Raw genomic sequence first — 14,576 nt, forward strand, 5'->3', positions numbered from 1 at the left:
GTGCCCCCAGGCGCCGGTCTGACGGCCCCGCTTCACCAACCGACCGCTCCCCTTCCGGGTTCCCCGGTGCGGATGGCAGTGCCGTTCCCGCTCGGAAACTCATTCACAGCTGCCTCGGCAACCGGGCTCTCGCTCACCACCTGGCACGCCACCAGCGCCAACGCTCAGAAGGGAGCCAAGCAGTGAGCACCGAGCCCGCGCAGCCGGCCGACGTCGACATCCGCACGACCGCTGGGAAGCTCGCGGACCTGCAGCGCCGCATCGAAGAAGCGACCCACGCCGGGTCCGCGCGCGCGGTGGAGAAGCAGCACGCCAAGGGCAAGCTGACCGCGCGCGAACGCATCGGCCTCCTCCTGGACGAGGGGTCCTTCACCGAGCTCGACGAGTTCGCCCGGCACCGCTCGACCAACTTCGGCATCGACCAGAACCGCCCCTACGGGGACGGGGTGGTCACCGGCTACGGCACGGTCGACGGCCGCCCGGTGGCCGTGTTCTCCCAGGACTTCACGGTCTTCGGCGGCGCGCTCGGGGAGGTGTTCGGCGGGAAGATCGTCAAGGTCATGGACTTCGCGCTGAAGACCGGCTGCCCGGTCATCGGCATCAACGACTCCGGTGGCGCCCGCATCCAGGAGGGCGTGGTCTCGCTCGGCATGTACGGCGAGATCTTCCGCCGCAACACCCACGCCTCCGGGGTGATCCCGCAGATCAGCCTGGTCGTGGGCCCGTGCGCGGGCGGGGCGGTCTACTCCCCGGCGATCACCGACTTCACGGTGATGGTCGACCAGACCTCGCACATGTTCATCACCGGCCCCGATGTGATCAAGACGGTCACCGGCGAGGACGTGGGCTTCGAGGCCCTGGGCGGCGCCCGGACCCACAACACCACCTCCGGTGTCGCCCACTACATGGCCGGGGACGAGAAGGACGGCATCGAGTACGTCAAGGCCCTGCTGTCCTACCTCCCCTCCAACAACCTCTCCGAGCCCCCGGCCTTCCCCGACGAGGCCGATCTGGAGGTCTCGGACGAGGACCGGGAGATGGACACCCTCATCCCGGACTCGGCGAACCAGCCGTACGACGTCCACAAGGCCATCGAGCACGTGCTGGACGACAACGAGTTCCTGGAGACCCAGGCGCTCTTCGCACCCAACGTCATCACCGGCTTCGGCCGGGTCGAGGGCCACCCGGTGGGCATCGTCGCCAACCAGCCGCTGCAGTTCGCCGGCTGCCTGGACATCGACGCCTCCGAGAAGGCCGCCCGCTTCGTGCGCACCTGCGACGCCTTCAACGTGCCCGTCCTGACCTTCGTGGACGTGCCCGGCTTCCTGCCCGGCACCGACCAGGAGTACAACGGCATCATCCGGCGCGGCGCCAAGCTGATCTACGCCTACGCGGAGGCCACCGTCCCGCTGATCACCGTGATCACCCGCAAGGCCTTCGGCGGCGCGTACGACGTCATGGGCTCCAAGCACCTGGGCGCCGACCTCAACCTCGCCTGGCCCACCGCGCAGATCGCCGTCATGGGCGCCCAGGGCGCGGTCAACATCCTCCACCGGCGCACCATCGCCTCCTCCGACGATCCGGAGACCACCCGCACCGAGCTGATCGCCGACTACGAGGACACCCTGCTGAATCCGTATATCGCGGCCGAGCGAGGCTACGTCGACGCGGTGATCATGCCCTCCGAGACCCGCCGCCACATCGTCCGCGGCCTGCGGACCCTGCGGAACAAGCGCGAAGCGCTGCCCCCGAAGAAGCACGGCAACATCCCCCTCTGACCCCACTGACCTCACGGACTTCGGAAAGGGCGGCCAATGGCGTTCACGGTCGTACGGGGCAACCCCACTCCCGAGGAGCTGGCCGCCGCGCTAGCGGTGATCCAAGCCCGCGCCGCAGCGGCCTCAGCCGTCCCTGCGACGCCGCAGCGACTGGACGAGTGGACGGTCAAAACCCGCAACATCTCGTGCAGCGCCCCGCCCCAGCCGGGCCAGGCAGCGTGGCGCAGCTCCTACTGGCCACGCTGAGGAAGCCACGGGGCCCGCAGCCGCGACGTCGTCGCACAAGCACCGCGAACTCCCTGGCCCCGGCGGCCGGTGGGGCCCTCCCGCCCCGCTGACCATTCGAATGGAGAGACCATGAAGACTCCGCAACAGCGGACAGCTCGTGCCGGTGTCGCGCCGGTGCCGGGCACCCGTATCGCCGGGCCTGGGCTTGACGGCCACGACCGCGGCGCCGACGTCATCGCCCGGGGCCTGCGCGACACCGGCTACGAGGTCCTCGGCACCGGCCCGCACCAAACCCCGGCACAGATCGTCGCCACCGTCTTCGCCGAGGCTGCGGCGCTCCCGGGTCTCTCCGTACTTTCAGGCGGCCACCTGACGCTCGAAACCATCGGCCAGCTCGACGCCGCCCCGAACCAGACCCTGGAGCCGACATGCTGACGAAGGTGCTCATCGCCAACCGTGGCGAGATCGCTGTCCGTGTTGCCCGTGCCTGCCGGGATGCCGGGATCGCGAGCGTAGCCGTCTACGCCGATCCGGACCGGGACGCTGTGCATGTGCGCGCGGCCGATGAAGCCTATGCGCTGGGCGGTGACACCCCGGCGGCCAGCTATCTCGACCAGGCCAAGGTCCTGGCCGCGGCCGCCGAATCCGGCGCCGACGCCGTCCACCCCGGCTACGGATTCCTCTCCGAGAACGCCGAATTCGCCCAGGCCGTCCTGGACGCGGGCCTGACCTGGATCGGCCCCCCGCCGCACGCCATCCGCGACCTGGGCGACAAGGTCGCCGCCCGCCACATCGCCCAGCGCGCCGGCGCCCCCCTGGTCGCCGGCACCCCCGACCCGGTCTCCGGCGCGGACGAGGTCATGGCCTTCGCCGAACAGCACGGCCTGCCCATCGCCATCAAGGCCGCCTTCGGCGGCGGCGGCCGCGGCCTGAAGGTCGCCCGCACCATGGAAGAGGTCCCCGAGCTCTACGACTCCGCGGTCCGCGAGGCCGTGGCGGCGTTCGGCCGCGGGGAGTGCTTCGTCGAGCGCTACCTCGACAAGCCCCGCCATGTGGAGACCCAGTGCCTGGCCGACACCCACGGCAACGTCGTGGTCGTCTCCACCCGTGACTGCTCCCTCCAGCGCCGCCACCAAAAACTCGTCGAAGAGGCCCCCGCGCCCTTCCTCACCGACGAGCAGAACGCCGAGCTGTACCGGGCGTCGAAGGCCATCCTCAAGGAGGCCGGATACGTCGGCGCGGGCACCGTCGAGTTCCTCGTCGGCAACGACGGCACCATCTCCTTCCTCGAGGTCAACACCCGGCTCCAGGTGGAACACCCGGTCACCGAAGAGGTCACCGGCATCGACCTGGTCCGCGAGATGTTCCGCATCGCCGACGGCGAACCGATCGGCTACGACGACCCCCCGATGCGCGGCCACTCCTTCGAGTTCCGCGTCAACGGCGAGGACCCGGGCCGGAACTTCTTGCCCGCCCCGGGCACCGTGACCTCCTTCGTGCCGCCCAGCGGGCCGGGGGTGCGGCTGGACGCCGGGGTGGAGTCCGGCAGTGTGATCGGCCCGGCGTGGGACTCGCTGCTGGCCAAGCTGATCGTCACCGGCGCCACGCGGCGGCAGGCCCTGGAGCGCGCGGCCCGCGCGCTGGCGGAGTTCCAGGTCGAGGGGATGGCCACGGCGATCCCGTTCCACCAGGCGGTGGTGAGGGACCCGGCGTTCACCAGCGAGCCGTTCACCATCCACACCCGCTGGATCGAGACCGAGTTCCACAACACCATCGCCCCCTTCACCCCCACCGGCACGGACGAGGCCGAGGAGCCCACCGGCCGCGAGACCGTCGTTGTCGAGGTCGGCGGCAAACGCCTGGAGGTCTCGCTGCCCGCCTCCCTGGGCGTGGCCACCGCCCCCGCGGGCGGCTCGAAAAAGCCCAAGCGCAAGGCGGTCAAGAAGTCCGGCTCCGCCGCCTCCGGCGACGCCCTCGCCTCCCCGATGCAGGGCACCATCGTCAAGGTCGCCGTGGGCGAGGGCGACACCGTGGCCGAAGGCGACCTCATCGTGGTCCTGGAGGCCATGAAGATGGAACAGCCCATCAACGCCCACCGCGCGGGCACCGTCAAGGGCCTGGCCGCCGAGGTCGGCGCGTCCATCACCTCGGGCGCGGTCATCTGCGAGATCAAGGACTGACAGGAATGATCGCTGTGGCTCCACTCGGAGGTAAGTCCCAGGACTGACTGGCGCTTCCGCTGTCCTCGGCAGGATTAGCCGACCGCCCGGCGGGGCCAAACGCGTCGCCGGTCAGGCATCTGTGACTTCCGAGTACGTGCCGCCAGAGCTCGCGAGCTCCCCCTGACCGCCTCCACCGGCCGCAGGTGACACGTCTGCCGCGCCACCGCACGCTGCCGTGCGGGGTGGACGCCGGGGGGCCTGGTCAGGGCGCGGGCTATTGGATTTCCGCCCATCGAGTGGTCCCGCCTTGGTAAGTCGTGGTTCCGGAGCGGGCGGACAGTGCGGCGACGATGGCGCTCCCGCGGCCGCTCTCCTCGGGCTGCCGAGGGCTGCCGCCGTGGTGGCGCAGCAGCGCCGGGCCCGCGTCAGTGACCTCGATGCGGACAGCGCACGCAGCCCGGCCACCCTGCCGGGACAAGCACAGCGACGCAGGGGGAAGGGCGTGAACGACCGCATTGGTGATCAGTTCGGAGAGGACCAGAAGCGCATCGTCCGCAAGGTCCGAGGGGATGCGCCACTGTTGCATAGTGTGGGCGGCGCGTCGGCGGACGACGGCAAGACCTTCTGGAATGTGAGGCAGAGGGAAGACCACATCTGTCCGAGCGGATGAGACTGTCTCAAGGCTGTTGCTGAGCCTCATGGGCAGGTTGTGATTCATGGTGCTGTCCTGGGGGTCCCGGTGGGGCGGGGGACGACGAGGCCGGAGAGAAACGTCCCGTGCGCGGTGTGGCGGCGCCAGGCCACCGGAGACCGGCGGGGGTGGCCCCTCAGCCATGAGGATGACGTCCGTACCGACTCTTGTAGTTATTGACGGATAACGTTATGGGTGATTCACATTCAACGTATGTCCCGATATCGGCGGCGTCAAGCCATCGAGCGAAAGGAAAACAGGTTAATGCACAGTAATGTGGCCGTGGCGTCAGGCTTCGGTCTGCAACCCATGCGCGCGGCTGCCCGCCGACGGCACCACCAGGGAGGACGCACCGGCTGATCAAGTGCCGGGGAGGATGCGGCCACGCCCATGGACGACGAACCACTGGCCCGCTTATTCACTGACGGAGTCAAGGCAGTCGCACCCGGTGGAGTGCTCGGCAACCCACATGGCATGTCATCTGAGCTGGGCTTCGCCTGCCTGAACGCCGCAGCCGACCTACTCGCGGAACACGCGACGGCCTGTTATCGGCTGCTCACCAAGGCCGAGTCGTCAAGACGCCCATCCGCGCCCCCGCGATCAACGCATTCGCTGCGTCCAGGGCCCATGCGCGACGGGAGGACCAAGGCGGGTGGCGGCATCACGTACAGATGTCAGACATTCGGTGTTAGGGTCGCCTTATGAAAGATCTTCGTACGCCGCGCCGCGTCGCGAGCTTGTCGGCGCAACTGGTGGACACCCTTCGTGAGCAGATCACATCCGGCGCATGGCCTGTAGGGATGCGGATTCCGCCCGAACATGATCTGGTCGAGCAACTCGGTGTCGGGCGCACGACGGTGCGCGAGGCGCTCGGCGCGCTGGTGCATCTGGGCCTGCTGGAGGCTCGGAAGGGTGACGGGACGTACGTCCGGGCATCGAGCGAAATGCACTCGGTACTGATGAGACGTGCCAACACCTCGAGGTGGAGCGACGTGCTGGAACTGCGCGCAGTGCTGGAAGAGTACGCCTCGGGCTTGGCCGCGTTGCGGCGTACCGAAGACGACCTGAATCGCCTGCGGCACCTCCTCGACGAGGCCGCGGCGACAGCGGATTCACCGGAGATGGCCGCCATCGCGGAGATCGATACCCGCTTCCACCAGGCTGTGGTGAGTGCCAGCGGGAACACCCTTCTCACCGAGGTGTACGAGGTCCTCAGCACCGCGGTCACCGAACAGATCGGCGGCACAGTCTGGCCCAGCGCGACGGCCGCGGAGCACAGCCTTCTGCACAGGCGTCTCGTTGAGGCGATCGCCGCCCAGGACGAGGTCGGTGCACGCTACTGCGCCACCGAGATCGTGAAGCTCACCGAGACCGGAACGGAACGACAGAAGTGACCACCTCGAGGAACTCCCGCGCCGGCCTCACCACGGCTACGAAGGCCGACCGGATAGCAGCCCCGAAGACGCCGGTTACCACGCCCGCCCTTTCGGCGGGCCTCTTGATCGCGATCCTGTTGGTGGCGGCCAACCTACGCGTGACCTTGACGGGTGTGGGCACACTGCTGCCGGCCATCGAGCACGACACCGGATTGACTGCGTCAGAGGGTGGCGTACTGAGCACCCTGCCGCTGTTTGTGTTTGCCGTGACTTCGCCCTTTGTCGGGCGCACCTCGCACCGGGTCGGCACCACCCGCCTCCTCGTGGCCGCCCTCGCAGTGCTGGCAGCGGGCACCGTGATCCGGTCCTTGCCTTCGCTTGCCTGTTTGTTCGTCGGAACCGTGATCCTCTCGGTGGCGATCGCAGTTGGCAACGTCCTGCTGCCTACGGTGATTCGCACCTACGTACCCGGCTCGCGGGTTCATACCGTCAGCGCTCTCTACGTCACCGCTATGGGAGTGGTCGCTGCTCTGTCGTCCGGCATCTCCGTCCCGCTTGCCGAAACCCTACCCGGAACCTGGCATTCCGCCCTGGCCTGGGGAGTAGTCGTCGCCGTCGCCGCTCTCGCCGTGTGGCTGCCTCGGCTACGCGGGTCCCGGCCGGACGGCGACGTGCGGTCTCGTGGGACACACGCTCGAACCCCATGGCGATCCTGGCTGGCGTGGCAGGTGTCCTTCTTCATGGGCCTGCAATCCCTTGCCTTTTACACCGCCGTCGCTTGGCTGCCCAGCATCCTCAGTCAGCAGGGCATGAGCACCACAGCTGCCGGCTGGATGCTGTTCTACTACCAGCTCGTCGCCCTGGTCACGAGCATGTTGCTGCCTTTGATCACTCGAGGCCGCCACGACCAGCGCTTCGCTGCGGCCGCGGGCTCAGCGATCGTCGCCGCAGGCTTCGCGCTTCTGCTCCTCTTTCCAGCGCTCGCACTCGCGGCGTGCACTCTTCTCGGGTTGGGCGCCGGTGTCTGTCTCGTGCTCGCCCTGAGCTTCCAAAGCCAACGTGCCACTGGTCCCAGCGAGACCACAGCCCTGGCCGGGATGGCTCAGTCCATCGGCTATCTCGTCGCCGCGGCCGGACCCCTTCTTCTGGGCGTCCTCCACGACACCACCGGCAGCTGGACTGGTGCTCTCCTTCTCCTCACCGCATTGAGCCTGGTCATGGCCGCTGCCGGTTATGGCGCTGGACGCGACCGCCACGTTCGCACCCGGCCTGACCGCGAGACAGACTGACGCCGTCCAGAACGCATCGGACCGGATGCAGAGAACGCGGAGTCGGCCTCCCTGAGCCGCTGTGGGAAAACTGCGGCTCAGCAGGCACCCTCCTCCCGCGGTGGATGGGTCTCAGACGCCGCCGCGGTGGACGAGGAGGCCCACTTCCCGCAGGAGGCCCTCAAGGCCCTCGTCGCGAATGACCTGCACGCGGTGCACGTGCCCGAGGAGTACGGCGGGGCGGGCGCGGACGCCCTCGCCACCGTGATCGTTGACGCCGGCTCCGACGCGGCAGGCATGAAGACCAAGGCGGTCCGCGACGGCGACCACTGAGTGCGCAACGGCGTCAAGCGCTGGATCACCGACGCGGGCGTCTCCGAGTACTACGCGGTGAGGGCCGTCACCGACCCCACCAAGCGCTCCAAGGGCATCAGCGCATTCGTCGTCGAGAAGTCCGACGGGGGCGTCTCCTTCGGCGCCCCGGAGAAGAAGCTCGGCATCAAGGGCTCCCCGACGTACGAGGTCTACCTGGACAACGTCCGCATCCCCGCGGACCGCATGATCGGTGAGGAGGGCACCGGCTTCGCCGCCGCGATGAAGACGCTGGACCACACCCGGTCCTCAATCTGGTGGAACCGGTCCCCTCCCTGGTGAGACTTGCCGGAAGGCCCGGATGCCGTTGGCGGAGCCTGGTGCGCCCAGCCATCCCTCGATGGATGTTTTGCGACGTTCTTGCCGGTCAGGTCTCCTCGGACGTCAAAGGGCACTCCGCTCTGGGCATACGCCCGCCGCCGCCATTTGTGGTGGTGGAAGACGTGCTGGCGGCTACTTGCCGTCGTCCTCGCGCTGGAGGGCTTCCAGCGCCCGCCGCGTGACCTCGTCCACCTGGCCCAGGGAGGAGATCGTGACCGCCAGGCCCTGCGTCTTGTAGTACTCGATGATCGGCTCGGTCTGCGTGTGGTAGACCTCGAGCCGCTTACGGACGGTCTCCTCGGAGTCGTCGTCGCGCTGGTAGAGCTCACCGCCGCAGACGTCGCACACGCCCTGCTTCTTCGGCGGGCTGTACGACACGTGGAACACATGTGCCGACCGGCTGCGGCAGATGCGCCGCCCGGCGATGCGCTTGATGACCTCTCCCTCGGGGACTTCGAGGTCAAGAACCGCGTCCAGCGTGATGGCCTCGGTCTTCAGCAGCTCGTCGAGCGCCTCGGCCTGCGAGACGTTGCGCGGGAAACCGTCGAGCAGGAAGCCGTTCTCGGCATCCGGCTGTCGCATGCGGTCCTTTGCCATCGCGATGGTGAGCTCGTCGGGGACGAGGTTGCCGGCGTCCATGGAGACCTTCGCGAGTTGCCCGAGTTCGGTCTGCCGGCTGATGTTGGCCCGGAACAGATCGCCCGTAGAGATGTGCGGGATCGACAGCTTCCCGGCCAGGCGTGTGGCCTGAGTGCCCTTTCCAGCACCCGGCGGCCCGACGAGGACGATGCGCATCAGCGGAGGAACCCTTCGTCCTTGCGCTGCTGGGGCTCATCGGCGGCGGAGGCGCTTGCCGACGGCTTGGAGACGACCTCGCCGATCCTGCCACCCACGGCCAGATACGGACGACTGGCTGACGGTGCGGCTGGTCGGGGAACGGCCGGAGCCCCGGACCACTTTCGTTCGATTCCGCTCAGAGCCTTCATCACATGTCCAATCGTCCGGGTGGTGCGTCTGCTCGGCTCGGCGTGGGAAGGGCGGACAGGTTGGTCGCGACCGTCCGGCGGCACGGCGCGGCTTGTCAGGGCGGGTGCCGCGCCGTGCCGCCGGGCGGAGTGGGTGGGGAGCTGTCGCCCCATGGGGTGGTAGTACGGGTCGGCTGCGCCGGGACCGTCCGGCGGTACGTCTTTTCGGCAGGACAGGGGCGTGCCGCCGGACGGGGCATGAGAGGCGAATCCCCGGCGAGGGGACGGTGCGGCGGACCGGTTGTGCATGGTGGCTGCCGCGGTCAACTCCTGGTGCGACCCAGAACGGTGTTGTCGAGGGGCGACGTCGATGGTGTGGGACCCGGCCGGCGCGGACGGTGAGTGCGGTTTGCTCTTCTGTACCGGCCCCGGCACGCGGAGGCTACCGGGTTCTTCCTCAATCGATGAGGTCGAGGGCGGTGGTGACGATGCTGTCCGTGTCGATGCGGTGGTAGCGGTAAACGTCCTCGATCGCCCCGGACTGGCCGAACCGGGTCACGCCGAGAGTGCTGACGGGAACGTTCTGGATCGTGCTCAGGAAAGCCAAGGTGTGGGGATGCCCGTCCAGGACGGTGACCAGCGGGGTGGCCCGGTCGAGGGGGAAGACCTGGTCGAGGATCCAGGTCGGGTCGTCCGACAGGCCGCGACGGGCCTGGAGCGCGCGGAAGAGTAGGTCCGGGCTGGTCACGCACACAACGTCGGCGCCATGCCCGAGGGCGGCGAGCCGGTCGGCGGCGGCCAGCACCTCCGGGACCAAAGCGCCCATCGCGGCGAGTGTCACCACGGGCTTCTCGTGCTGCCGCAGCCGGTAGGCCCCGGCGGTCACATGTCGGCGACGGCGTTCGCGAGCGGCCGGGTCGCTGGGCACGGCGGCTGTCGACTGGTCGATGGGTCGGGTCGACAGCCGCAGATACGCCGACCTGCCCCCTGGACTGGCCAAGTTGCCGAGTGCGGCGAGCAGGCACCATTCGGTGTCGATGGCGAACGCCGGCTCATAGGCGACGCAGCCGGGCTGTTCAATGCCCAGCGAGGGGGTGGTGATCGACTGATGTGCACCGCCTTCCGGGGCGAGGGTGACACCGGAAGGGGTGCCGACCAGGATCGACTGGCCACCGGCATAGATGCCGAACGACCAAGGCTCCAGTGCCCGGTTGACGAAGGGATCGTAGACGACGCCGATCGGCAGCAGCGGCTGGCCCCACCGGCTCCAGGTGGCGCCCAGCTCGCCGAGGAGACCGACCAGGTTGGTCTCCGCGATGCCCAGCTCCACGTGCTGACCGGCCGGCTGCTCGCGCCAGTGCAGGATGGTCTCGGCGTCGTCGGCGAACCAGTCGGTGCGCTCGGTGGGCGACCACACGCCCACCTTGTTGAGCCAGCCGCCCAGGTTGGTGGAGGAGCTGACGTCCGGGCTGACGGTGACGATCCGGGCGGCCGCCTCCGGCGCCCGCCGGGTGAGATCCAGCAGGACGCGGCCGAGAGCCTGCTGAGTGTTCCCGATGCCGGTGGGGGCCGGGCGCGCTAGATCGGCGGGGACGGCAGGGGGCTCTTGGGGCGCCTGTTCGGGACGGTGCAGCCGCTGGGCGGCCGCCGCGCACAGGGCCGCTTCCGCCGAACCCTCGCCGAAACGCGTCCACGGGTGGTCGAGATCGGTTCCCAGGCGGTCGGCCAGTGCACTCATCTGGTCGGCCGTCAGGAGCGAGGAGTGGTTTTGCGGGTGACCCTCGGTGGGGAGCCCGTAGCCCTTGATCGTGTAAGCGAAGATCACGGTCGGGCGGGTGTCGTCGACACCGGCGAACGCATCCGACAGCGCGCCGATGTCGTGGCCGCCCAGGTTGCGCAGCGCCGCCAGGAGCGAGGCGTCGTCCAGGGGGGCGATGAGGTCGGCGATCGGCCCGGCGGTCGAGCCGGTGCCGGGCAGGCGCTCGCGCAGCTCGTCGGCGGAGCAGCGCAGCAGGCGCTGGTATTCGGGGTTGCCCATGGCATCGATACGAGCGCGCAGGGCCTCGCCGCCGGGCCGGGTGAACAACTCCTGTAGAAGACGCCCGTACTTGAGGGAGATCACCTGCCAGCCGGCCGCGGCGAACATGCCCTGCAGCTTGTCCGCGGCGATGCCGGGGATGACTCGGTCGAGAGACTGCCGGTTGAGGTCGACGACCCACACCACTTCGCCCAGACCCGGCACCATCGGATCCTGGATGGCTTCCCAGATCGCGCCTTCGTCCAGCTCGGCGTCGCCGAGCAGGGAGTACTGGCGCCCCCTCCCGGCACCGCCGAAGCGCCCCTCCACGTAGCGCCGGGCGAGAGCGCCCCACAGGGGAGCGGTGGCGCCGATACCGACCGAACCGGTGGAGTAGTCGACCGGGTCGGGGTCCTTGGAGCGACTGGGGTAGCTCTGCAGACCGCCGAAGGCACGCAGCGTGGTCAGATAGGACTCGTCCAGCTCGCCCAGCAGGTAGTTGATCGCATGCAACACCGGTGAGGCATGAGGCTTGACCGACACCCGGTCCTCGGCGGTCAGTGCATGAAACCACAGCGCCGTCATGATCGAGGTCATCGAGGCACTGGACGCCTGGTGACCGCCCACCTTCAGTCCCGAAGGGTTCGGCCGCACCCGGTTGGCGTGGTCGGTGATCGCGGTGGACAGCCACAGCACCCGCTGTTCGACCGACTCCAGCGCGGCAAGCTCCTCCGCCTGGGCAGGACCGCCGTTGCCGCCGGCCGACCTCAGTTCCGCGACCATCACAGACCACCTCCGCATTCGGCACCATGCCTTAGGAATTTCGCGTTATGCTCCGCCAGAAGACGGGTAACTCTGCGACTGCACAAGATGTTTCTTATAGATCGAGCATTCTGCTCGGATTCGGGCCACCTGATCGGCTGGCCCGGGGCGCTGGACCGGTTCGCACCGGCCTTAAGACGCGACCCCATCACGCGCCTTGGCTGACGGCAGAGAGTCGACTGCTCGCAGGACATCTGTCAGCCATGCGACCTGCCCGTCGAACTGTGACAGCTTCCAGGGCCGTACCCACCGGTATGCCTTGTGCTCCCAGTTGAGAGTGAGCCGGCGTTGACTGGTGCAGGCCAAAAAAGTGTGCACGGTCCAGTCCGGCCCGCCACGAGGGTCGGCCAGTCGCAGCGTGGGGCCCGCAGTCAGCTGCTCCAGAGCGGGGGCGGGGAGCAGAGTCTCCTCCCAGATCTCCTGGATGGCTTGCCGTACCGGGTCGCTGTCAGCGTCCAGGTATCCGGTGATGCAGTGCCACAAGCCCGCATCATGCTGGACAGATCCACTGCGCTTGAACAACCCGATGCGCCCCCGCCACATGAGGATGACAGCGACTACCTGCCGCGGGCCCTGAGACCTGGGGCGACCGGTCCCATTCAGGAACTGTGCCCCTGGTGAAGCCCGGGAGACCACCCCGCGACCACCGCCTTCGGCACGGACACCCGGGGAGGACCCGACGCGCTTCTTCATCTGGTGCCTCCTTCATGCGACGGCCTGGCCCAGGAAAAGTCCCCTTGCGGGCAGGAGCTCGTCGTGTTCCCGACCCGCCGGACGCCCTGCCGCGTGGAAGCACGAGGTTTGACACTCCCTGACGACGACCTCGCGTGCCACCGGTCCGTTCCCGTCGTTCACCGGATGCGGCTCTCGCTCCCGGCCCATACCTTGTCCCGCAACACGAACTTCTGGATCTTCCCGGTGGAGGTCTTCGGCAGCTCGGTGAATGTGACCGTCTTCGGCGCTTTGAACTGGGCCAGCCTGCCCCGCACATGCTCGATGATCTCCGCCTCGGTGGCTGTAGCGCCTTCCCGCAGGCTCACATAGGCGGCAGGGACCTCACCCCAGCGCTCGTCAGGTACCGCGATCACCGCCGCCTCCAGTACCGCCGGATGATCCATGATCGCCTGCTCCACCTCGACCGACGCGATGTTCTCCCCACCCGAGATGATCACGTCCTTCGAGCGGTCACGCAGCTCCACGTACCCGTCGGGGTGCAGGATGCCGATGTCCCCGGTCCGGAACCATCCGTCCGGCACCGCTGCCAGGGTGGCCTCCGGGTCGTCGAGGTAGCCGAGCATGAGGTTGTTGCCGCGCAACGCGATCTGCCCCGTGGTGACACCGTCCGCGGGGACGTCCGTGCCGTCGTCCGCGATCACCCGCGGCACGCACGAGATCATGTTTCCGACGCCCTGGCGCGCCTTGAGCCGCGCTTGTGCCGCGGCGTCGCGGTCGTTCCACTCCGGGCGCCAGTCGCACAGCATCGCTGGGCCGTAAGTCTCGGTCAGCCCGTACAGGTGCGTGACCTCGAACCCCAGCTCCGCCGTCCGCCGCAGGATCGCCGGCGACGGCGGCGCCCCACCGGTGGCGATCCGCACCGTGCGGTCCAGGGGTGCGGCCTCCTGGGCGTAGGCGATCATCGACAGCACCGTCGGCGCCCCGTTGAGGTGCGTGACGCCCTCCTCCCGGAGCAGTCGCCAGATCTCTGCCGGATCCACCTTCGGCAGGCAGACGTGCGTCCCAGCCGCCGCGGTCACCGCCCATGGGAACGTCCATCCGTTGCAGTGGAACATCGGCAGCGTCCACAGGTGCACGCTCGACGGCGTCAGTCCGGTGTGTCCCACCATCGCCACGGCCTGGAGGAACGCGCCCCGGTGGTGGTACATCACGCCTTTCGGGCGGCCCGTGGTCCCCGAGGTGTAGTTGATCGACAGCAGCGCCCGTTCGTCGGTCGGGGTCAGATGCAGCGGCTCCGCCGCGGCCAGCAGATCCTCGTATTCCCACCCCGCCCTGATCCGGTGCGGTGGGGCGTCCAGCCGGGCGAGGGCCTCGTCCACCAACGCGTCGAACGACGGGTCCTGGATCAGCACGGACGCCTTGGAGTGCTCCAGAATATAGGCGACCTCGCCCGCCGACAGCCGGGTGTTCACCGCGACCAGCGGCACCCCCGCCCACGGCACCCCGTAGTGCGCCTCCAGCGACACATGCGTGTTCGGCGCCAGCACCGCCACCGGACGCCCCCCGGCCAACGAGGCCAACCCGCCCGCCAACCGCTGACACCGATCACGCAGCTCCGCGTAGGTCCACCGGGACCGACCATCCACCACCGCGACCCGATCCCCATGCGCCGCCGCCGCACGATCCAGATACGACGTCGGGGTCAACGACTCGAAGGACAAGGAGCCCAGGTCGCTGGTCATCGCACCGCTCCGTGCGCCGGGACGCCGGTCGTGATCAGGAGGATGCCGTTGGGGTGGCGTTCGATGAGGATGTCGCCGGTGCCGTGGTTGTAGAGGTCGGTCATCGGCTGGTCTCCTTGTGGTGTGTGGGGTTGTGCTGGGAGTGGAACTGGCGGAGTG

Annotated in this window: 11 protein-coding genes and 2 pseudogenes; 8 read left to right on the plus strand and 5 right to left on the minus strand. The window is 68.7% G+C overall.

Going from position 1 to position 14,576, the window contains the following annotated elements; genetic code table 11:
• The first annotated feature begins 182 nt into the window (after nt 1-182).
• From ACH4U7_RS49840 to ACH4U7_RS49855, 4 genes and pseudogenes are all read left to right on the plus strand, one after another.
• Entirely contained in the window at nt 183-1,778 is a 1,596-nt protein-coding gene (locus ACH4U7_RS49840) for an acyl-CoA carboxylase subunit beta (protein WP_398534389.1), read from the plus strand.
• Between the two features lie 36 nt (nt 1,779-1,814).
• Nucleotides 1,815-2,024 (plus strand): acyl-CoA carboxylase subunit epsilon, encoded by a 210-nt coding sequence (locus ACH4U7_RS49845; protein WP_398534390.1) that lies wholly within the window; start codon nt 1,815-1,817, stop codon nt 2,022-2,024.
• Nucleotides 2,025-2,135: 111 nt separating this feature from the next.
• Nucleotides 2,136-2,384, plus strand: a pseudogene (locus ACH4U7_RS49850) (cobalamin-dependent protein); the annotation flags it as partial.
• A 53-nt stretch (nt 2,385-2,437) separates the two neighbouring features.
• Entirely contained in the window at nt 2,438-4,186 is a 1,749-nt protein-coding gene (locus tag ACH4U7_RS49855; protein ID WP_398534401.1) for an acetyl/propionyl/methylcrotonyl-CoA carboxylase subunit alpha, read from the plus strand.
• 256 nt (nt 4,187-4,442) lie between these two features.
• Here the strand turns inward: ACH4U7_RS49855 and ACH4U7_RS49860 are convergent, their stop codons facing one another.
• Entirely contained in the window at nt 4,443-4,739 is a 297-nt protein-coding gene (locus tag ACH4U7_RS49860) for an ATP-binding protein (RefSeq protein WP_398534402.1), read from the minus strand.
• On the opposite strand from ACH4U7_RS49860, the gene ACH4U7_RS49865 reads away from it, so the two are divergent.
• From ACH4U7_RS49865 to ACH4U7_RS49880, 4 genes and pseudogenes are all read left to right on the plus strand, one after another.
• The gene (locus tag ACH4U7_RS49865; RefSeq protein ID WP_398534403.1) at nt 4,671-4,838 is read left to right on the plus strand and encodes a hypothetical protein; all 168 of its coding nucleotides are present in this window, start codon (nt 4,671-4,673) and stop codon (nt 4,836-4,838) included. The genes ACH4U7_RS49860 and ACH4U7_RS49865 overlap by 69 nt on opposite strands.
• Before the next feature lie 722 nt (nt 4,839-5,560).
• The gene (locus ACH4U7_RS49870; RefSeq protein ID WP_398534391.1) at nt 5,561-6,253 is read left to right on the plus strand and encodes a FadR/GntR family transcriptional regulator; all 693 of its coding nucleotides are present in this window, start codon (nt 5,561-5,563) and stop codon (nt 6,251-6,253) included.
• Nucleotides 6,250-7,524 (plus strand): MFS transporter, encoded by a 1,275-nt coding sequence (locus tag ACH4U7_RS49875; RefSeq protein WP_398534392.1) that lies wholly within the window; start codon nt 6,250-6,252, stop codon nt 7,522-7,524. The genes ACH4U7_RS49870 and ACH4U7_RS49875 overlap by 4 nt, the downstream gene beginning before the upstream one ends.
• Nucleotides 7,525-7,641: 117 nt before the next feature.
• Nucleotides 7,642-8,130: pseudogene (locus tag ACH4U7_RS49880) on the plus strand (acyl-CoA dehydrogenase family protein); the annotation flags it as partial.
• A gap of 198 nt (nt 8,131-8,328) precedes the next feature.
• Here the strand turns inward: ACH4U7_RS49880 and ACH4U7_RS49885 are convergent.
• The 4 genes from ACH4U7_RS49885 to ACH4U7_RS49900 form a co-directional block, all read right to left on the minus strand.
• Entirely contained in the window at nt 8,329-8,991 is a 663-nt protein-coding gene (locus ACH4U7_RS49885; protein ID WP_398534393.1) for an adenylate kinase, read from the minus strand.
• Nucleotides 8,992-9,618: 627 nt separating this feature from the next.
• Entirely contained in the window at nt 9,619-11,961 is a 2,343-nt protein-coding gene (locus ACH4U7_RS49890) for a transketolase-like TK C-terminal-containing protein (RefSeq protein WP_398534395.1), read from the minus strand.
• A gap of 171 nt (nt 11,962-12,132) precedes the next feature.
• Complete coding sequence (locus tag ACH4U7_RS49895) at nt 12,133-12,693, minus strand: NUDIX domain-containing protein (protein WP_398534396.1); 561 nt, start codon at nt 12,691-12,693, stop codon at nt 12,133-12,135.
• A gap of 158 nt (nt 12,694-12,851) precedes the next feature.
• Nucleotides 12,852-14,417, minus strand: coding sequence for an acyl--CoA ligase family protein (locus ACH4U7_RS49900; protein ID WP_398534397.1), 1,566 nt, complete (start codon nt 14,415-14,417; stop codon nt 12,852-12,854).
• Nucleotides 14,418-14,576 lie beyond the last annotated feature (159 nt).

This window comes from Streptomyces sp. NPDC020845 (genome assembly GCF_044334165.1).
Classification (GTDB): domain Bacteria; phylum Actinomycetota; class Actinomycetes; order Streptomycetales; family Streptomycetaceae; genus Streptomyces.